Source organism: Gilliamella sp. LMG 34361, assembly GCF_984569075.1.
Map to the genome: position 1 here is coordinate 3128669 of NZ_OZ474903.1, position 19306 is coordinate 3147974.

A 19306-nucleotide genomic window follows, 5' to 3' on the forward strand; every position below is an offset into this window, starting at 1 on the left:
GTTCACTTTATTGCCCAAGGGAGCGTAACAGATGCAGCCATACTATCATTGTCCGTTATTAATATCAGTTGGTTAGCATGGTCACTGTATTGCACTAAAATATTAATGTTATTCTCCGCCAATACTCGTGCTATTTCGCCAAGTTCCCCCGGTTTTTCCTGTTTTAACTTACGAATTAATGGTGTCCGGATCGCAAGTACTAACAGTCCAGCTTGCTCTAGCGCTATTTTAGCTTCCTTTCCTTGTTCAACAAGAAAATGAGCATGGCATTCATCACCAACCGTAAATATCCCTCCCCCTTCCAATCCAATACCTTTATTACCTAATGTTTTTCCTAGTAATGCTAATTGTCCTATTTGATTATCTAAAACAACGTGAACATCAAACATTATCCTTGTCCTTTTTAAATGAATATTCGCGAGTAATATGAGCAATACTAATTTTGTAAAAATCAAATATTGACTCTCGCCCTTCTTGTTGAGCTTTCGCATGTAAAACATGATTTTTCCATTGCAGAACTGCGTATTCGTTTTCCCACCAAGATAGCGATAACATTTTTCCTTCTGTAGCTAGACTTTGAAAACGTTCAATTGAAATAAAACCAGCTACATGACTTAATAGTGGTCTTAACTCCTCAGCTAAAGTCAAATAGCGAGTTTGTTGGTCGGGTTGTATTTGCACCTCAAATATTACAGCAATCATATTTTTCTCCGTTATTAATCAACAAACAGAGTAATCCACCCGAAAATTAACACTTCGATAAGCAACGAAATATAGAAAGGTCATGCTGCTGTTTTATGTTGTATATCACACTTCTTTAAATTGCTCGGCCTGCGCTTATCATGTTCTCCTTCTCTTATAATTTTGTTTATTATTTATACTTTTTTATTTTTTGCTATCACCGAAAATAGTGCGGATCCCGCATGGTATTTAGGTTTACCCATCATTAAATACCATTGTTGTTATTTTAATCTTTTTAATATTTCATGATTAAGATCACACTAAAATTATGACCCTATTAACTAAAAGTTATGGATACCCTAATAAAACTCATTGTTAAAGATTAGTTAACCAAAGTAACTTCATTTTTCACTATTGTTAAATTGTTATAGTGAAAATTCTGGTAAACTAATAGAGGTAAAAAAATGATCCTAGATGCCAGTTATACATTATTAGTCGCATGTATCGCGCTACTCATAGGAATGTTTGTCGTAAAATTTACCCCGTTCCTACAAAAAAACCACATACCAGAAGCCGTCGTTGGTGGCTTTATTGTTGCAATTGTTCTGTTAATTATTGATAAAACATCAGGTTATTCGTTTACTTTTGATGCTTCATTGCAAAGTTTATTAATGCTCACATTCTTTTCCTCTATCGGGCTAAGTTCTGACTTTTCTCGACTGATTAAAGGAGGAAAGCCGTTAGTTCTATTAACTATTGCAGTAACGATCCTAATCGCCATTCAAAATACTGTCGGCATGAGTATGGCTGTCATGATGAATGAAAGTCCATTTATTGGCTTAATTGCAGGTTCAATTACTCTAACAGGTGGTCATGGTAATGCCGGAGCATGGGGCCCTATTCTCGCTGATAAATATGGTGTAACAGGCGCCGTTGAATTAGCGATGGCTTGTGCAACACTTGGATTAGTGTTGGGTGGTTTAGTTGGCGGCCCTGTTGCCCGTCATCTTTTGAAAAAGGTCTCTATTCCTAAAACAACCGAGCAAGAGCGCGACACTATCGTTGAAGCTTTTGAGCAACCAAGCGTCAAAAGAAAAATCAATGCAAATAACGTTATTGAAACCATTTCAATGCTGATTATCTGTATTGTTGTTGGTGGCTATATCAGTGCATTGTTTAAAGATACTTTTCTGCAACTGCCTACTTTTGTCTGGTGTTTATTTGTCGGTATTATTATCCGTAATACACTGACTCATGTATTTAAACACGAAGTGTTTGAGCCGACCGTCGATGTATTAGGTAGCGTTGCTTTATCGCTTTTCTTGGCAATGGCGTTAATGTCATTAAAATTTGGTCAATTGGCAAGCATGGCAGGGCCAGTATTAATTATCATTGCTGTACAAACTGTTGTCATGGTGCTATTTGCCTGCTTTGTCACCTTCAAAATGATGGGCAAAGATTATGATGCTGTCGTGATCAGCGCGGGTCACTGTGGCTTTGGTATGGGAGCAACACCAACAGCAATTGCGAATATGCAAACAGTCACAAAAGCATTTGGACCATCACATAAAGCTTTCCTTGTCGTTCCTATGGTCGGTGCCTTTATTGTTGATATTTCAAACAGTATCTTAATTAAAATATTTATTGAAATTGGTACATACTTTACCTAATAGCTACACACTACTCGGCGTACTTCTCCTAACAATTTATTATAGGGCAGTATGCCGAGCCGCTTTCTTACCCCGTATATTCCCCTAGTCAATCTATTTAGCTTGCACGTTTACGAATTAATTCTCGTGACAACTAAACCAAAATTTGAATTATGACGAGTATATCTGATTATTTATACTTTATTCGTTAGAATAGTCCGTAGAAATAAATAATCAGTAGGCTACATGGAATGAAATTAAGACATCTCGATATCTTTTATGCTGTAATGACTTGTGGTTCCTTAACGCGTGCGGCTGAAGTTTTACATATTTCTCAACCCGCGGCGAGTAAAGCACTCAAACATGCTGAGCACTGAGAGATCCCCTCATAATTTCCCCAAAACGTAACCATGTGTGAATAGATTTTGAGTAAGCAGGGTTGCAGCCACGAGTGAGTCTTCCCTTGTTATTGTGTAGCCAGAATGCCGCAAAACTTCCATGCCTAAGCGAACTGTTGAGAGTACGTTTCGATTTCTGACTGTGTTAGCCTGGAAGTGCTTGTCCCAACCTTGTTTCTGAGCATGAACGCCCGCAAGCCAACATGTTAGTTGAAGCATCAGGGCGATTAGCAGCATGATATCAAAACGCTCTGAGCTGCTCGTTCGGCTATGGCGTAGGCCTAGTCCGTAGGCAGGACTTTTCAAGTCTCGGAAGGTTTCTTCAATCTGCATTCGCTTCGAATAGATATTAACAAGTTGTTTGGGTGTTCGAATTTCAACAGGTAAGTTAGTTGCTAGAATCCATGGCTCCTTTGCCGACGCTGAGTAGATTTTAGGTGACGGGTGGTGACAATGAGTCCGTGTCGAGCGCTGATTTTTTCGGCCTTTAGAGCGAGATTTATACAATAGAATTTGGCATGAGATTGGATTGCTTTTAGTCAGCCTCTTATAGCCTAAAGTCTTTGAGTGACTAGATGACATATCATGTAAGTTGCTGATAGGTTTCCAGTTTTCCGCTCCTAGGTCTGCATATTGTACTTTTCCTCTTACTCGACTTAACCAGTACCAACCCAGCTTCTCAACGGATTTATACCATGGCACTTTAAAGCCAGCATCACTGACAATGAGCGGTGTGGTGTTACTCGGTAGAATGCTCGCAAGGTCGGCTAGAAATTGGTCATGAGCTTTCTTTGAACATTGCTCTGAAAGCGGGAACGCTTTCTCATAAAGAGTAACAGAACGACCGTGTAGTGCGACTGAAGCTCGCAATACCATAAGCCGTTTTTGCTCACGGATATCAGACCAGTCAACAAGTACAATGGGCATCGTATTGCCCGAACAGATAAAGCTAGCATGCCAACGGTATACAGCGAGTCGCTCTTTGTGGAGGTGACGATTACCTAACAATCGGTCGATTCGTTTGATGTTATGTTTTGTTCTCGCTTTGGTTGGCAGGTTACGGCCAAGTTCGGTAAGAGTGAGAGTTTTACAGTCAAGTAAGGCGTGGCAAGCCAACGTTAAGCTGTTGAGTCGTTTTAAGTGTAATTCGGGGCAGAATTGGTAAAGAGAGTCGTGTAAAATATCGAGTTCGCACATTTTGTTGTCTGATTATTGATTTTTGGCGAAACCATTTGATCATATGACAAGATGTGTATCTACCTTAACTTAATGATTTTGATAAAAATCATTAGGGGATTCATCAGTGCTTTGCGTTTGGTTAAAATTAACGATAAATTATTTGCAAATTGAAAATAAGACAACTAATTTTGCTAACTTTAAAGTACCACTCCCTAATTTGATTTTAATCCTACTAGTGGTATTAACATTCCTTTGGGCTAACAGTATTGTTCTACGTTGCTTGAGTCAAACCTTTGATATTACTTGGAGTACATTTACTTTATGGCACAACAATATTGTACAAATGACCGCTTCACTTCTTTGGATGTTAAGCGCGGTGATTTTAATTGCTATTGGACATCGTTATTCACTTCGAAAAATATGGTTTTGTGGTCAATTAATTCAAATCATTGTTATTATTAAGTTGATATTTGTTGATATCAGAGAAATTGACGGTTTACTACGAGCATTTGCATTTATTGGCGTAGCATTATTGATGTTACTAATCGGTTATTTAGCACCTTTACCACCGAAACAAAATAACGAAAGCGTAGTAGAAAATGAATAAAAATGAATATTAAAAATACAATTTAATTTATAAGCGAATATCTCGCAAATTCAGGAAGATAAAAATTAAATTACTCTCAATTAAAATAAATACAACTTCCTGAATATTATTTAAACTAATGGATAGAAAGTTATGAAAAAAATCTTATTAAGCTCGCTTTTGCTAATAAGTGGATTGAGTCACGCTGCTGATAAAACTAATCAATATGCTTATGGTGCTATGATTAAGCTTAGCGACAGCGAGAGTATGTATAATCGAATAGACCTGACTAGTGATATATATACTCAATCATTATCAAGCACGTTAGATGATGTTCGAGTTTTCAATCAAAAAGGCCAACCTGTCCCTTTTGCATTAGTTAACGTTTATCAACAAAATGATGAAAACCAGACTTTTCCAGTCACTGTTTATACGTTAGATAATAATCAACAAACCGATAAAAATAATCATGAAGAATTAGATGAGGAAGAGCAAAAAAATCAATCTCCAGTTGGGACGTACAATATCAATATTAATAATAAGAATGTACAAATTAATCTTGATAACACCAATAAACCAGATGGGTATCATGCAACCTATTTGTTACAAATTCCTAGTGTGATTAAATTAGAACAACCATTTAGTCGTTTATCTATCGATTTCGATAAAATGCAGAATTGGCAGGCAACCGCAAAACTCCTATATAGTAACAATTTGAAAACATGGCAAACTGCGATAGATGATGTTCCGATAATGTCTTTAACAGATAATAACAATAATCAGTCATTAAACGTTAATACGATTGATTTACCGTCGGGTATGAATTTCAAATCTACCTACTGGATTTTACAATTAAATTCAGATAAGCAATTAGTACCTAGTATTAAAACCGTTAAATTCACATCGATAAAATCAGCACCATTAAGGTCCCTTTTTCCAATCGATTTAAATTTAATTTCAGCTGATGAGCAAGAAGCTATTTATCAATTACCTACATCACTACCGATTAAAGAACTTACTATTCAGCTACAAAATAAGCGTACTGTTTTACCGGCAAGTGTTTTTTATAAAACCAGTGATAACGATAAAACATGGCATAAACTTGATGATTATATTTTTCGTAGTATAAATGATACTAATCAAAGTCAAACAATTAGTATTAACAATTCGACTTTAAATATTAAACAGTTAAAAATTGAAGCAATTAATGCCTCTTTAGATAAGGCACCCTATGTTACCGCTTATTTATACAAGATGAGTATTATCTTTAATAGCGCTAATAATGGACCTTTTATTCTTGCCTGGGGTTCAGCAAAGGCTAAACCTGCCTCATTAAGTGAAAAAGCGCTACTATCGGACACAACCTCTGCACAAGATGTGCCTGAAGCTCATTTAGGTGATAAAGTTAAATTAGGCAACAAAGAAGTATTATCGCAAACCGATGATGATTTGAGCAAATCATCCTCTTTATCTAAATGGCTAATTTGGGGCGTTTTAATAGCTGGCGCACTATTTTTAATGCTGTTAGCCTTGAAATTACTAAAAGAGGTTAAAAAAGCCGAATAATGCAATTATAGAGATGAAAATAAAAACGCCAATTGAAATTGGCGTTTTTATTATAATTATGCTTCGTTCCAGCTATCTCTTAAACCCACCGTTCGATTAAAGACTAAAGTATCTTCAGTCGAATATTTACTATCTAGGCAGAAATAGCCTTCACGTTCAAATTGATAGGCCTGTTCGGCTTTAGCTTTTTGCAAACTTGGCTCAACAAATCCTTGCTTAATAATTAAAGAGTTTGGATTAATGGTTGATAAAAAGTCTTCAGCGCTACCAGGATTTGGAGTATTAAATAAACGATCATAAAGACGAATTTCGGCTGGTTTGGCAAATTTAGCTGACACCCAATGAATAACACCTTTTACTTTACGTCCATCTTCTGGATTTTTATTTAAGGTAGCTGGATCGTAGCTACAATAAATAGTTTGGATATGACCTTGCGCATCTTTTTCAACGCGAACAGCGCGTATCACATAAGCATTACGCAGACGTACTTCTTTACCTAATACTAGACGTTTATAATTTTTATTAGCCTCTTCTCTAAAATCAGCACGATCGATATAAATTTCGCGAGTAAACATAACTTCTCGATGACCAAGCTCTGGTCGATTAGGATGATTTGGCATGCTTAATACTTCATCGATTGTTGTCGAAAAGTTTTCAATAATCACTTTAACCGGATCAAGTACCGCCATCGCTCGCGGCGCATTTTCATTGAGATCTTCACGAATACAAAATTCAAGAGTACTCATTTCAACGGTATTTTCTTGTTTAGTTACCCCGATTCGACGGCAAAATTCACGGATTGAAGATGGAGTATAGCCACGACGACGCAAACCAGAAACAGTTGGCATACGTGGATCATTCCAACCATCAACAATTTGTTCAGTAACTAATTGGGTTAATTTTCGTTTAGAAGTAATCGCATATTCAAGATTTAATCTTGAAAACTCATACTGATGAGGTCTGGCTTCAATAGTAATATTATCTAAAACCCAGTCATATAAACGACGGTTATCTTGGAACTCAAGCGTACAAAGTGAATGAGTAATATTTTCTATAGCATCAGATATACAATGAGTAAAATCGTACATTGGGTAGATACACCATTTATTACCAGTTTGGTGATGCTCAGCAAATTTAATACGGTATAAAACTGGATCGCGCATAACAATAAAAGGCGAAGCCATATCAATTTTTGCTCGTAAACAAGCTTTACCTTCAGCAAATTTACCCTCTTTCATTTGGATAAATAATGCTAGATTTTCTTCAATACTTCGATCGCGATAAGGGCTATTTTTACCTGCTTGTGTTAAAGTGCCACGATACTCACGAATTTCATCAGCAGACAGTTCATCGACATAAGCAAGACCTTTATTGATAAGCTCTAATGCATATTCATATAAACGTTCAAAATAGTCAGATGAATAGCAAATCTCACCATCCCATTCAAACCCTAACCATCGAACATCTTCTTTAATTGATTCAACATATTCAATATCTTCTTTAGCTGGATTGGTATCATCAAAACGTAAATTACATTTACCATGGTAATCTTGGGCAATACCGAAGTTTAAACAGATAGATTTTGCATGGCCAATATGTAAATAGCCATTAGGTTCAGGCGGAAAACGGGTATGCGTTGTTTTATATTTTCCAGCCGCAAGATCTGCATCAATAATTTGACGAATAAAGTTAGTTGGACGAGTTTCGTTCGGTAAATCACCGCTCATAAAAAACCTCTGATTATATATTTATTTACTCATGACCAATTTAGAAATGAGATTTATCATTTTGACCGACGAATATAGCAAATTTTTTGTTTTTTCGAAACTTTAAAACAAGAGATTTAAATGTTCTTAAAAAATTTTTGTGCTCAAATGGATAACACTCCTCAATAATTTTAACAGATTATTTAATTTTAACTTAAACTATTCATCACCTGATTTTATCGAAACCACAAATCGTGCACCTCCTAGTGGACTAGTAACAACAAAGGCTTTTCCGTCATGAAATTCTGCCATTAATTTTACATAAGCTAACCCTAATCCATACCCACCTGTTGATCGGGTACGGCTGGTATCAAGACGAGCAAATGGCATAAAGATTTTTTCACGCGCATTAAAAGGAATCCCTGCGCCATCATCATCAATTTCCAAAATAACACGATTATCTTGTTTAGTGATATTTAATACCGCTTTATGCGCTGCATATTTAAAGGCATTGAGTAGCAGATTTTTGACAATAGTTTCGGCTAAATTAGTATCAATTCTGGCGTTAGCATCTTGGCTGTGGCAAACGAGCTCAAAACCTTTAGGTTTAAATAGTGCTAATGACTGACAAACTTTTTCACCCCACTGTTTTAATGAAACTGTAGTGAGATTTAATTCAATATTGCTTTGCTGCATCTTGAAATAACTTAAACTTGCGTTAATCAGGGTTTCAAGTTCATCTATATCATCATTCATTCCTTTTTGTAACGCGATTCTTTCATCTTCGTTAGTAGATTCTTCAAGCATACTTAATTCAAATCGCATTCGTGCAAGAGGAGTGCGTAGTTCATGCGCCATTGCATGCGAAATCGTTTGGTTAGTGCTGACCAGATGCTCTATATGAGTCCCCATATTATTTAAAACGTTGGCTAATGGTTTGAATAGCCAACCTTTCACATTTTCGGTACGTGCTTTTAAATTGCCCTGTCCTAGTTGTTCGGCAGTTTGACGTATATTAACTAGATCTTTCCATACGGCGCTGAACGCAAAATAGATTAAAATAAAAAAGATTATGGCACTAAATAATGCCCAAATAATAAGAAAGACACTTAACGACATAGTATTTGATTCTAATATATCTCGCATTAAAATCGGACCTAATTGCAATAAATGCCCGTCATTGAGATCGATATATACCACTTCGTCATCACCATCATAAGCAAAATCAAGCTGTTCTAACTCTTTTTTTACCGAGTGAGATAATGCTGTATTTGCAGATAAAACTTTTATGGGATAGCCGAAATAAGGTTGTAACTCATCAACGACTGTTTGCAGTGGTCGCTGTTTATTCTCATCAATGTGTTTACGAATTAAGTTAACTGTTCCTCGCTGTGACTCACGAAAAACGATATGATCATCAGGCATATCAGTTAATGACGAAGGTAATGAATCAAATACTAATAATGCACCATAGGCAATAATACATTGTAATGAAAGTAAAACGACCAGATAAAAGACGATGCGGCGATTGAAAAATAGCGGTTTAGCTAATAATCGTTTCAATGGTTTTCCCCTTCACGCATAAATAAATACCCCTTTCCTCGAACCGTTTTAATTCGTGAGGAGTTATCAGGATCATCAAGTAGCTTGCGCCGTAATCGAGAAATTCGAGCATCAATTGAACGATCACTACCGTCAAAATCAATACCTCTTACTTGGGAAAATATATCATCTCGAGATAGAATCTTACCGGCGTTATTAGCTAATAACCAAAGTAAGTCAAATTCGGCAGTCGTTAAATCAATTTCTTGTGCGTCTAATAGCACTTTGCGATTTTCACCATCTATCACTAAATTGTCAAAAGCTAGTGTATTATTGTTAAATAAGGCTATTTGCTCTTTAAAACCTTCTTTATCATTTTCGATCTGTTTGCGTCGTAGCAATGCTCGAATCCGAGCTAGTAATAATCGAGGCTCAACGGGCTTGGCTAAATAATCATCCGCACCCAACTCTAACCCGACAATTTCATCAATATTGTCTTCGCTAGCGGTCATAATAAGAATATAGTTAGTAAACCATGAGCGTATATCTCGACAGATGTCAAAACCTGATTTTTCAGGGAGCATTACATCTAAAATAACCAAATCAGGATTGATTTGTTGTATCTTTTCTTCTGCACCTTCACCACTATTATGCCAATCAACCATATATCCTTGACGGACTAGGTAGACTTGTATTAAATTGGCTAATCTTTCATCATCTTCGATAATTAATATACGTTCACTCATTTCGGATTCTCTTTACCGTAACGTCGACTTTCGAGATGCTTCATTATACAAGCAAATTAAACACCGTTACAAAATATATACAAAGAGCCAACAAAGCTAATCATCACTCTGTGAGAAAATGGGCGACAATATCTATAACCAAGCAGTTTTTACTTTGAATATGAATAATTTTTCATCAATTACTAATCATCTTTTTCAGCCAGCTTATACTCATCATCATAAACCTATTATTTTGTGCGATTTTGATGGCACCATTAGTGTTAAAGATGTAACTGATACTTTACTAAGCCAGTTCGGCCGAGATGGGTGTGATGAACTTGAAGAATTATGGGTCAGTGGTAAAATTGGTTCTCAAGAGTGTATGAGCAAACAGATCGCCTTAATGGATGCGAGTTTAGAAGAACTTAATTCTGCATTGGCAAAAATTGAAATTGACTCTAATTTCAAAGCATTCATTGATTACACCGAAAAAAATCATATTCCCGTTCATGTAGTTAGTGATGGTTTAGATTATGCTATCCAATTTGTTTTAAAGCGTCATGGCATTGAGCATCTACCGATTTATGCTAATAAGTTATTGCATGATAATCATCGAAGTTGGCGTCTTGAGTTTCCTTATGCTAATAAAGATTGTATTAAACAAAGTGGTAATTGCAAATGCAATCATGTAAAACAACAGCAACATTTTCCTCAAATACTGTATGTTGGTGATGGGACTTCCGATTTTTGTGTATCTCATCATGTCGATCTGGTTTTTGCTAAAGACAAACTAGTCAATTATTGTGAGAAAAACCATATTAAACACACGGCTATTGCTAGCTTTGCGGATGTTACCAAGGCGTTAAAACAAACAGAACAATCACTAATTCCAGTCATGATGGTAAAATAAAGGAAGAATAATGAGTACAATTGAAGATTTATCTTATTTTTTACCAGGTAATAAAAATGGGGTATTGTTAATTCATGGTTTAACCGGCACTCCAAATGAAATGCGAATTTTGGCCAATGGTTTACATAAAGCAGGATTTACAGTTTATGCAATACAGTTAGCCGGCCACTGTGGTACTGAAGCTGATCTATGTAAAACAACTTGGCAAGATTGGTATAAAAGCGTGCAAGATGGTGCTGATTATTTAGCCAAACAGGTAGATAATCTTTTTGTTGCAGGTTTATCAATGGGTGCCCTTCTAGCGTTGAAACTAGCTGCCGATCGCCCCAATCAAATTAAAGGCGTCGGTGTTTTAGCACCTACTTTTTATTATGATGGTTGGAGTATGCCTTTTTGGGCTAAAAAATTCTTCTTTTTATTGGTCTATTTTAAGAAATTAGGTATTTTTCAAAAAGTCTCTTTTATTGAAAAACCACCTTATGGCCTTAAAGATGAACGAATTCGAGCAGTAGTATCTGAAAGTATGTTAAGTGGTGACGCCGCATCGGCGGGGCTTGCTGGAAATCCATTTCCTGCATTAGCAGAAATGCAATTATTAGCAAAACATGTTCGCCAAGAATTACCAAAAGTTACCTCACCTTGTTTGATTATGCATTCAGGTAATGATGATATTGCCAATATTGAAACGAATGCAAAATTAGTTGAAAAACTCGTCTCAGGTCCTAAAAAATTAATTGTATTAAATGATAGTTATCATTTAATTACTATTGATAGCCAACGCCGAGAAGTAATTAAAGAGTGCACTTCATTTTTTAATAATTTGGCAGAAGGAATTCAAGCATAATGTCATCCTTAGTTATTTTTCTTTGGGTTAGTAATATCTGTTTTGATACCTTAGGACAAGTTGCTTTTAAATATGCTGCAACATCGCCGACCAACAGAGATGGATGGTACTACTGGTTGGATCTCGCCAAAAATCATTGGATTTGGATAGGAATATCATCATACGTTGCTGAATTTTTACTGTGGTTAGCCTTTTTGACTTTAGTCCCGCTTTCCCAAGGTGTATTACTCGCCTCATTTAATATTATTACGATTATGTTAGTAGGCCGAGTTCTATTTAGAGAATTACTTACGCTTTATCGTATTATTGGCATGTTATTAATTACGGCTGGTGTAATCTTTGTGGGGATGTCTTAATATGGCTAGATTCTATCTAATTGGTTTTACAGTATTATTAATGTTTGATACCGTTGCACAATGCAGCTTCAAATTAGCTGCTGAGCATGCCCAACCCCTTGCAATGAGCATTGAATGGTTAGTCAGAGTATTTTCCAGCCATTGGATATATGTATCAATTGCTGGCTACATTTTAACCTTCTTTACCTGGATGACTTTATTAAAAAAAGCGCCTGTAGGCCCTGCTTTTGCAGCTTCGCATTTCGAAGTTGTGACGGTAATGATTGTTTCTGTTTGGCTATTTCATGAGCCTATTACATTATTTAAGTTAATTGGTACGATATTGATTGTTTCTGGGATTTTGTTTTTGGCACTGGCGGAAAGCAAACTAGCAAAAAAAGTGAATAATCACAGTGATTAATAACTTAAAACCGTGAATTTAAAAGCCTAGATAATTCAATATGTTATACAGAATACTAGGCTTTTAACGCTTTTAATAAGGTTAAATTGAGCTGATGTTGTTCTTGTTGCCAATCATTTAATTTTTCTAACGATATTTCTGGCTGTTTATCAAGTGAACTTAGTAAGCGCTTAAACCAACTTTTTGGTTGCCATATTGATAACTCACCAGTGATATCACTGCCTATAATTCGCGACTTAACTGAAGAAATAGTATCTAATAAATGGTACGTCTGTAGCTTGCCTTGGTCCCAATTGGTGTGAATAACCTCTTCACTTAATACATCTTTATCTATCGATAAATATATCGGTTTAGCATTACGATATTGTTCAGATAGAAACTGAGTAATAAGATCATCTGGCGAATCAAAATAACGAAAAGCATGACTCAAACCAATTTTCTTAGTCCACGAGACATTGACATCTAAACTCCAATAAGTCAGCTTTTTATGAAAAAGTGGTGACCATCTATTTTCCCAAAAATGCCATAAGCCAATATCATGCGATGTAATGCCTAACACATGGACATGACTTACGAATGGTAAACTTGCTACATAGCTCACCCATGAGCCACAGTGAACACCAAATAGATAACGCATATTGTCTGGATGGTTATCAAAAATAACTACTTCAATTGGATTATCTGCACAATAGTGCTTAGCTAGCTGCTCAATCAATAATAATGAAATATGATGGTAATCACCACTGCCCATTAACACTGTACCATAATGTTCTGGTAATGATTTTTGCAATAATTTTTTAAATTTATGGAATTTTTTTTCGCTACAGCCAAAGCGAATGACATCTTGCCACTGAGTAAAATCAATCGTTTTAGCATCACTAAGTTCACCAACACTTTGATCAAAGTTAAGGATAACTGGCGATGTCATACTACTTTCTCCTTATCCGTTTCAAAATGGCCAATTAATTTACGTAAAATCGTTCTTAATAAAGGATTTCGAATATAGACTAAGTGTTTAGTTAAAGTAAAACTAGCTCCCAAAGAGGCTTTAACTTCTGGGTCAGTCCAGCCGGCTACATAACTTCTCAGATTTTGTTGCAACGCATATTCAAGATTAACAAACCAACTAACAAAATAGAGGTTTAATTCTCTTGCTTGTGGATAAACCATACCAATGTATTTATCGATTAAAACGTTATTTACTACAAAACAGATGTTATAACCAATTAATTGTCCATCATAATAATAAGTGAAAATACGTCCATTTGCTGCTTTGTTTTGCAATAATTCGACAAAAAATGGTTTGGTTAATAAATCAAAATGTACTTCACTCTGTTCATATACATTGAGATAAAGTTGATAGTACAAATCAAGATTGTCATCATCAAAAAAACAATCATCGCCTGTTTGCAAAATGTTAATCACCAATTTTTCACGAGACTTTAGTTTTCTTCTTAAATTCTTACGGCGACTATATGACAATTTTGCCAAAAAATCACTTATCGACTCAAAATCAATGGGAACCCAAGCTAACGCTTGTCCTTCAACTTCAATAAAACCACGCTCTTTTAAGCAATTAATAATCTCCTTTGAATATTGATTATCCTGCTTGCTAAGTAAAGGTGAGTCAGATGGTAAATCTTTAACAATGACAAAAGGATATTTTTTAGTATAGGCTTTTTTAACATTATCCGCTAATTGATGAGCATCGACTTTATTCGTCAATAGACTATATTCTGAAACTGTTGTTCCCACAAAACATGTTTTTGGTTGTAACCAATGTCGCCATTTTTTATAAAAAGGCAATTTATGAACTTTACGTTTAAAATCATCATCAGCTGTTGTGAGCAAATCAAACTTAGCAGAAAAAGCAGGTATACCATCTTCACTCACCCAGCTAGTAAACTCTTGTGGAGGGTGAGAAATGAAATTATTTATTAGTTCATTAGGTTCTAGTTGATTGATATATTGCATAACTTTTTATAACTGATTAGGCATAACTCTAATCCCGCTAATTGATATTAACGGGATTATCTTGATTTAAGGCTTAAAGTTCTTTTTTAGCTCGAGTGATTAATTGATCGAGTAATTCAATACCTTGGTCAATTTCTTGACGAGTAATATGTAATGATGGAGCAAAAGTGATAACATTTTTGTAATAACCGCCAATATCAAGCACCAAGCCCATTTTGTTACCTTTCCAGTCAAGATCACCTGACATACCAATATCAACCATTTTATCAACTAACGCTTTGTTAGCTGTGAAACCGTCTTCGGTACAAATTTCAGCACGAAGTGCTAGGCCTAGACCATCAACTTCACCAATCTCTTTATGTTTCTTCTCAAGTGTTTTTAATCCTTCAAGGAAGTATGCACCACTATCCATTACCATTTTTTCGTAGTCGGTTTCTGAAGTCATTTTTAATACTTCCAAACCAACCGCAGTACCTAAAGGATTTGACGCAAACGTTGAGTGAGTGGATCCAACTGGAAATACCTCTGGATTGATTAACTCTTCACGAGCCCATAAGCCACCTAATGGGTTTAAACCATTAGTTAACGCTTTAGCAAATACCACCACATCAGGTTTAACATCAAAATGCTCAATTGACCATAACTTACCAGTACGATAAAAGCCCATTTGGATTTCATCAACAACTAATAAAATACCGTATTGATCTAAAACTTTTTTCAGACCTTTAAAATAGTTACGAGGAGGAACAATATAACCTCCGGTTGCTTGTAGTGGTTCTGCATAAAATGCCGCATATTCAGCTTGACCTACTTTAGGATCCCAAACACCGTGATATTCAGTTTCAAATAAACGTGCAAACTCGGCAACTAAGTGTTCGCCATACTCTTCAGCTGTCATTCCTTTAGGACGACGGAACGGATATGGGAATGGAACAAACATGGCACGATCACCAAAGTGGCCATAACGGCGACGATAACGATAGCTTGAAGTAATTGAAGATGCACCCAAAGTACGACCATGATAACCACCTTGGAAGGCGAACATTAGTGATTTACCTCCAGTAGCATTACGAACTACTTTTAATGAGTCTTCAATACATTGTGAACCACCAACATTAAAATGAACTCGTCCTTGGTAACCAAATCGCTGTTCCATGCCTTGAGCAATAGTTTTTGCTAATTCAATTTTAGTTGGATGTAAATACTGGCTAGCACATTGTGGTAAAGTATCGATTTGCTTTTTCAGTACATTATTTAAACGCTCATTAGCATAACCAAAGTTACAAGCAGAATACCACATTTGTAAATCAAGGAAGGCTTTACCTTCTTTGTCATACATGTAACTACCTTCACAACCATCAAAAATCTTCGGTGGTTCAACGTAATGCACTGTATCACCAAATGAGCAATATTTTGCTTCATCCGCTAATAAAGTTGCATCGTCAGGGCGACTGTTAATCATTTCTTTAGTTGGTTTACTCATAATTTATCTCACTAATCCATATTCAAATATGACAAAATGTGGCATTATTATCAAAGAAAACGGATTGTAACAATGTACAATTAATGTATAGATTTTGTGACGATAAACGCAGAATGACAGAATTACTACAATAATTGTCTTAAATCGTATCGCTATAAGTGAGTATCAAAATGAAAAATTTAAGTTGCATAATTTCGGTCTTATCAATATTTTCTTTTGGATATACTCAAGTTGCATCGGCAGATCCAACATCATTAGGCATTGGTTTAGGTTGGTCTAATTCACCATATAAAAGTTATAGTCCAAGTTACTATCCTGTTCCCCACATTGATTATGATAATGGTTCATTTTTCATTGATGACCTATCAGGTGGTATTTACGCTATTAATGACGATAATCAAAATTTATCCTTTGGTGTTCGGTATCTTGCTAATGAATTTAAACCGCATAATTCAGATAATCATAAAATGAAACAACTTGATAGCCGCCATTCCACAGTACTAGCAGAAATTGATTATGCTATCAATACTAATTGGGGGATTTTTGCAAGCAATATTGGCGCAGATATTCTCGATAATAGTAACGGAATCTTAGTTAACGCCGACTATACGGTGCCTTATATTCAAGGTAAGTTAATTGTCGCACCTACTATTGGTATAAACTGGGCTAATAGTAAACATAATGACTATTATTATGGTATTTCCCGTAAAGAATCCACACATTCAGGTTTACGCTATTTCAATGCAAATAGTTCTTTTACACCTTACTTTGAAATTGGTGCACAATACTCTTTAACAGATAATATCGCTACTTTTGGTGGAGTTCATTTTGATAAACTAACTGGTGATGCAGCTGACAGCCCCATGGTTGATGATAGCACAATATCTTCAATATATATGGGCTTATCTTATAAATTTTAAAACACTTATTAAATATCATTAACAAGACAATATGCTTTAATTTTCATCAAACTAATTTTTGGAAATATTACACTATGCTTTGGTTCAAAAACGCAATTATTTATCAACTTAACAATGACAATTTACTTAATAAGCAAACTATTGAAAATGCACTAAAATCTCCTTCATTTTCTCCTTGTGGTAATTTAGATACCAGTAAAATGGGCTGGGTATCTCCTTATAATGATAATAATTTGGATGACTTTATTATTGATATGCAAGGACATTTATTATTACGCATAAAAAAAGAAACTAAAATTTTACCTGCGCCTGTCATCAAACAAGCTCTAAATGAAAAAATCGACAAGCAAGAAAAAGCGTTAAGTCGTAAACTTAGTAAAAATGAAAAAGCAACATTAAAAGATGAAGTAATGATCGATTTAATGCCGAGAGCATTTAGCAAATATAACTATTATTGGTTGTGGATCGATACGCAAAACAAACGGATTATTATTGATTGCAGTAGTTTTAAACTTGCTGAAGATATTCTAGCTATTTTACGCAAAGAACTTGGTGCACTAGCATTAACGCCACTATCTATAGAAAAACCACTTGAAAAGATTATGACAACTTGGGTTAAAGAAAAATTAAGTTTTCCTCCTTTTATATTAGGTGATGAAGCTGAATTAAAAGATCCGCTTGAAGGTAATGGAATTATTAGCTGCAAAAATCAAGATATCACAAGTGATGAAATGTTAGTTCATTTAGATTCTGGTAAATGGATCAGCAAGCTTAAGATTGTTGATGAAAGAGGGATCAATTTTATTATTAATCCTGATTTAACATTGAAAAAAATTAAATTCGACTCGGTTATTTTGGATGAAAATGAAGATATTGGATCAGATGAATTTGATAAACGTCTAGAAGCCGATTTCTATATTATGGCAAACACATTATCAAACTCAATTAACGATTTGTATATTACTATAAATAAAATTGTTTAATTTTTTGACTAAATATTATCAATTGAGCTAGATCAGAATAATATTTGTGCTATAATTATACTAGATTATGTTTAACATAATTGGCCATAAATATAAACACTGTAATTATAAAGAAAAGTTAAACAATAAAAGCAAATTAAACAACGTCTATTACAACAAATAAGTTGAGGCAAAAAATGAAAAAAACAACTCTAGCTCTAGCAATTGCAGTTGCAAGTTTAACCGCTACTGCTGCTAATGCTGCATATGAAGATAATACTTTTTATGTAGGTGCTAAATTAGGTTGGTCAGAACTTTATAGATTAGATGCAAGTAAAGTTCGTGTATATGATGATGTTGGTATTAAAACATCTAATCGCAGTAATGTCGCTGGTGGCGCTTTCTTAGGTTTCCAAGCAAACCCTTATTTAGCGTTTGAATTAGGTTATGACTGGTTAGGCTCAGCTAAATATAAAAGATCTTATAGTAATGCTGGCCATAGCTATAATGTAGGTAATAGCAAATTATCTGCTCAAGGCGTGTCTTTGACTGGTAAATTAAGCTATCCATTATCATTTATTTCTGACGATTTAGATATTTATGGTCGTGCAGGTGGAATGGTAACTATTGCTAAATGGAAAAATGGTGGTTACATTAGAGCTAATGATAAACTTGATCATGGTACAAAAACTGATTTATCACCAGTTTATGCTTTAGGTCTTGACTATCGTCTTAACGAAGATTTCTCTACTCGTTTAGAATATCAATATGTTCAACATATTCATACTAAAACTCACGCATCTCCAGATGCAGGTACTGTAAGTTTAGGTATTACTTACCGTTTAGGTTCTCCATCTGTTGCCGCTCCAGTTGAAATCAAAACTGAAGTAAACCGTTATGTTTTAAATGAAGATGTATTATTTGCTTATGCAAAAGCTGATTTAAAAGCAGAAGGTCGTCAGGCGCTTGATAATTTACTAACAGCTCTTGTTAAAATTAACCCAACTCAAAGTGCTATCGTAGTAATTGGTCATACTGACCGTATCGGTTCAGAGAGTTATAATCAAAAATTATCAGAACGTCGTGCACACACCGTATTGAACTACTTGGTTCAAAAAGGTGTTCCAGCTGAAATCATCAGCTCACGTGGTATGGGTAAAGCACAACCAGTTACTGGCAATAAATGTAATGCACTTCGCGGCGCTGACTTAAAAGCATGTTTAGCACCAGATCGTCGTGTTGAAATTGAAGTTAAAGCACGTAACGTGCAAGAGGTCCAAGTAATTGATCAAACAAATTAGTTTTTGTTATTAATTACACCTTTAAACCCAGCTTCGGCTGGGTTTTTTTATATGTTAATAATTAAATTATATTTCACTTAAACTCTACAAATTATCCACAAAAAATACTATAATTATTTCAGTA

Annotated in this window: 19 protein-coding genes and 1 pseudogene; 11 read left to right on the top strand and 9 right to left on the bottom strand. The window is 35.2% G+C overall.

The features are described from left to right. Nucleotides 1–2: 2 nt before the first annotated feature. Both AC5LXI_RS14510 and AC5LXI_RS14515 read right to left on the bottom strand, forming a co-directional pair. Nucleotides 3–389 carry a hypothetical protein gene (locus AC5LXI_RS14510; RefSeq protein ID WP_000460651.1) on the bottom strand — a complete coding sequence of 129 codons (387 nt, stop codon included), beginning with the start codon at nt 387–389 and terminating at the stop codon, nt 3–5. Beyond that, nucleotides 382–702 carry an antibiotic biosynthesis monooxygenase family protein gene (locus AC5LXI_RS14515; protein ID WP_000562370.1) on the bottom strand — a complete coding sequence of 107 codons (321 nt, stop codon included), beginning with the start codon at nt 700–702 and terminating at the stop codon, nt 382–384. Before AC5LXI_RS14515 ends, AC5LXI_RS14510 begins: the two co-directional genes overlap by 8 nt. A gap of 443 nt (nt 703–1145) precedes the next feature. Between AC5LXI_RS14515 and gltS the strand changes: the two genes are divergently transcribed. Both gltS and AC5LXI_RS14525 read left to right on the top strand, forming a co-directional pair. Continuing rightward, nucleotides 1146–2351 (top strand): sodium/glutamate symporter, encoded by a 1206-nt coding sequence (gltS, locus tag AC5LXI_RS14520; protein ID WP_000599533.1) that lies wholly within the window; start codon nt 1146–1148, stop codon nt 2349–2351. Between the two features lie 230 nt (nt 2352–2581). Continuing rightward, nucleotides 2582–2701 (top strand): annotated as a pseudogene (locus AC5LXI_RS14525) (LysR family transcriptional regulator); the annotation flags it as partial. Nucleotides 2702–2716: 15 nt separating this feature from the next. On the opposite strand, the gene AC5LXI_RS14530 reads toward AC5LXI_RS14525, so the two are convergent. After that, nucleotides 2717–3925: an IS4-like element ISVsa5 family transposase gene (locus tag AC5LXI_RS14530; RefSeq protein ID WP_001352368.1), complete on the bottom strand. Its 1209-nt coding sequence runs from the start codon at nt 3923–3925 to the stop codon at nt 2717–2719. A 142-nt stretch (nt 3926–4067) separates the two neighbouring features. On the opposite strand from AC5LXI_RS14530, the gene AC5LXI_RS14535 reads away from it, so the two are divergent. Further along, the gene (locus tag AC5LXI_RS14535; protein ID WP_493442968.1) at nt 4068–4514 is read left to right on the top strand and encodes a DUF2339 domain-containing protein; all 447 of its coding nucleotides are present in this window, start codon (nt 4068–4070) and stop codon (nt 4512–4514) included. Nucleotides 4515–4646: 132 nt separating this feature from the next. Then, complete coding sequence (locus AC5LXI_RS14540) at nt 4647–6059, top strand: DUF3999 family protein (protein ID WP_493442969.1); 1413 nt, start codon at nt 4647–4649, stop codon at nt 6057–6059. A gap of 56 nt (nt 6060–6115) precedes the next feature. On the opposite strand, the gene glnS is transcribed toward AC5LXI_RS14540, so the two are convergent. The 3 genes from glnS to AC5LXI_RS14555 form a co-directional block, all read right to left on the bottom strand. Next, nucleotides 6116–7786, bottom strand: coding sequence for a glutamine--tRNA ligase (gene glnS / locus AC5LXI_RS14545; protein WP_493442970.1), 1671 nt, complete (start codon nt 7784–7786; stop codon nt 6116–6118). 198 nt (nt 7787–7984) lie between these two features. Further along, on the bottom strand, nt 7985–9328 hold the full coding sequence (locus AC5LXI_RS14550) for an ATP-binding protein (protein ID WP_493442971.1): 1344 nt from the start codon (nt 9326–9328) through the stop codon (nt 7985–7987). Then, nucleotides 9325–10053, bottom strand: coding sequence for a winged helix-turn-helix domain-containing protein (locus AC5LXI_RS14555; RefSeq protein ID WP_493442972.1), 729 nt, complete (start codon nt 10051–10053; stop codon nt 9325–9327). The genes AC5LXI_RS14550 and AC5LXI_RS14555 overlap by 4 nt, the downstream gene beginning before the upstream one ends. A 160-nt stretch (nt 10054–10213) precedes the next feature. Here AC5LXI_RS14555 and AC5LXI_RS14560 point away from each other — a divergent pair, with 160 nt between their 5' ends. Genes AC5LXI_RS14560 through AC5LXI_RS14575 form a run of 4 tightly spaced genes read left to right on the top strand, consistent with a single transcriptional unit; the run spans nt 10214 to nt 12542 of the window. Continuing rightward, a complete protein-coding gene (locus AC5LXI_RS14560) occupies nt 10214–10942 on the top strand; it encodes an MtnX-like HAD-IB family phosphatase (protein ID WP_493442973.1) in 729 nt (242 codons plus the stop codon). Between the two features lie 10 nt (nt 10943–10952). Beyond that, nucleotides 10953–11786, top strand: a complete 834-nt coding sequence (locus AC5LXI_RS14565) for an alpha/beta hydrolase (protein WP_493442974.1) — start codon at nt 10953–10955, stop codon at nt 11784–11786. After that, a complete protein-coding gene (locus tag AC5LXI_RS14570; RefSeq protein ID WP_493442975.1) occupies nt 11786–12142 on the top strand; it encodes a DMT family transporter in 357 nt (118 codons plus the stop codon). Before AC5LXI_RS14565 ends, AC5LXI_RS14570 begins: the two co-directional genes overlap by 1 nt. Nucleotide 12143: 1 nt before the next feature. Beyond that, nucleotides 12144–12542: a DMT family transporter gene (locus tag AC5LXI_RS14575; protein ID WP_493442976.1), complete on the top strand. Its 399-nt coding sequence runs from the start codon at nt 12144–12146 to the stop codon at nt 12540–12542. 55 nt (nt 12543–12597) lie between these two features. Here the strand turns inward: AC5LXI_RS14575 and AC5LXI_RS14580 are convergent, their stop codons facing one another. The 3 genes from AC5LXI_RS14580 to AC5LXI_RS14590 all read right to left on the bottom strand — a co-directional run bounded on the left by AC5LXI_RS14580 (nt 12598) and on the right by AC5LXI_RS14590 (nt 15999). After that, complete coding sequence (locus tag AC5LXI_RS14580; RefSeq protein WP_493442977.1) at nt 12598–13470, bottom strand: arginase family protein; 873 nt, start codon at nt 13468–13470, stop codon at nt 12598–12600. Beyond that, the gene (locus tag AC5LXI_RS14585) at nt 13467–14516 is read right to left on the bottom strand and encodes a GNAT family N-acetyltransferase (protein WP_493442978.1); all 1050 of its coding nucleotides are present in this window, start codon (nt 14514–14516) and stop codon (nt 13467–13469) included. The genes AC5LXI_RS14580 and AC5LXI_RS14585 overlap by 4 nt, the downstream gene beginning before the upstream one ends. Before the next feature lie 73 nt (nt 14517–14589). Then, the gene (locus AC5LXI_RS14590) at nt 14590–15999 is read right to left on the bottom strand and encodes an aspartate aminotransferase family protein (protein ID WP_493442979.1); all 1410 of its coding nucleotides are present in this window, start codon (nt 15997–15999) and stop codon (nt 14590–14592) included. 170 nt (nt 16000–16169) lie between these two features. Here AC5LXI_RS14590 and AC5LXI_RS14595 point away from each other — a divergent pair, with 170 nt between their 5' ends. The 3 genes from AC5LXI_RS14595 (at nt 16170) to ompA (ending at nt 19182) form a co-directional block, all read left to right on the top strand. Then, on the top strand, nt 16170–16919 hold the full coding sequence (locus AC5LXI_RS14595) for a MipA/OmpV family protein (protein WP_493442980.1): 750 nt from the start codon (nt 16170–16172) through the stop codon (nt 16917–16919). Between the two features lie 74 nt (nt 16920–16993). Beyond that, the gene (locus AC5LXI_RS14600; protein WP_493442981.1) at nt 16994–17902 is read left to right on the top strand and encodes a recombination-associated protein RdgC; all 909 of its coding nucleotides are present in this window, start codon (nt 16994–16996) and stop codon (nt 17900–17902) included. A gap of 176 nt (nt 17903–18078) precedes the next feature. Beyond that, complete coding sequence (ompA, locus tag AC5LXI_RS14605) at nt 18079–19182, top strand: porin OmpA (protein ID WP_493442982.1); 1104 nt, start codon at nt 18079–18081, stop codon at nt 19180–19182. Nucleotides 19183–19306: the final 124 nt, after the last annotated feature.

Coding starts and splice junctions, on each gene's coding strand:
- AC5LXI_RS14510 (WP_000460651.1), bottom strand. CDS start 389: ATGTTTGATGTTCACGTTGTTTTAGATAATCAAATAGGACAATTAGCA.
- AC5LXI_RS14515 (WP_000562370.1), bottom strand. CDS start 702: ATGATTGCTGTAATATTTGAGGTGCAAATACAACCCGACCAACAAACT.
- gltS (WP_000599533.1), top strand. CDS start 1,146: ATGATCCTAGATGCCAGTTATACATTATTAGTCGCATGTATCGCGCTA.
- AC5LXI_RS14530 (WP_001352368.1), bottom strand. CDS start 3,925: ATGTGCGAACTCGATATTTTACACGACTCTCTTTACCAATTCTGCCCC.
- AC5LXI_RS14540 (WP_493442969.1), top strand. CDS start 4,647: ATGAAAAAAATCTTATTAAGCTCGCTTTTGCTAATAAGTGGATTGAGT.
- glnS (WP_493442970.1), bottom strand. CDS start 7,786: ATGAGCGGTGATTTACCGAACGAAACTCGTCCAACTAACTTTATTCGT.
- AC5LXI_RS14555 (WP_493442972.1), bottom strand. CDS start 10,053: ATGAGTGAACGTATATTAATTATCGAAGATGATGAAAGATTAGCCAAT.
- AC5LXI_RS14560 (WP_493442973.1), top strand. CDS start 10,214: ATGAATAATTTTTCATCAATTACTAATCATCTTTTTCAGCCAGCTTAT.
- AC5LXI_RS14565 (WP_493442974.1), top strand. CDS start 10,953: ATGAGTACAATTGAAGATTTATCTTATTTTTTACCAGGTAATAAAAAT.
- AC5LXI_RS14570 (WP_493442975.1), top strand. CDS start 11,786: ATGTCATCCTTAGTTATTTTTCTTTGGGTTAGTAATATCTGTTTTGAT.
- AC5LXI_RS14575 (WP_493442976.1), top strand. CDS start 12,144: ATGGCTAGATTCTATCTAATTGGTTTTACAGTATTATTAATGTTTGAT.
- AC5LXI_RS14580 (WP_493442977.1), bottom strand. CDS start 13,470: ATGACATCGCCAGTTATCCTTAACTTTGATCAAAGTGTTGGTGAACTT.
- AC5LXI_RS14585 (WP_493442978.1), bottom strand. CDS start 14,516: ATGCAATATATCAATCAACTAGAACCTAATGAACTAATAAATAATTTC.
- AC5LXI_RS14590 (WP_493442979.1), bottom strand. CDS start 15,999: ATGAGTAAACCAACTAAAGAAATGATTAACAGTCGCCCTGACGATGCA.
- AC5LXI_RS14595 (WP_493442980.1), top strand. CDS start 16,170: ATGAAAAATTTAAGTTGCATAATTTCGGTCTTATCAATATTTTCTTTT.
- AC5LXI_RS14600 (WP_493442981.1), top strand. CDS start 16,994: ATGCTTTGGTTCAAAAACGCAATTATTTATCAACTTAACAATGACAAT.
- ompA (WP_493442982.1), top strand. CDS start 18,079: ATGAAAAAAACAACTCTAGCTCTAGCAATTGCAGTTGCAAGTTTAACC.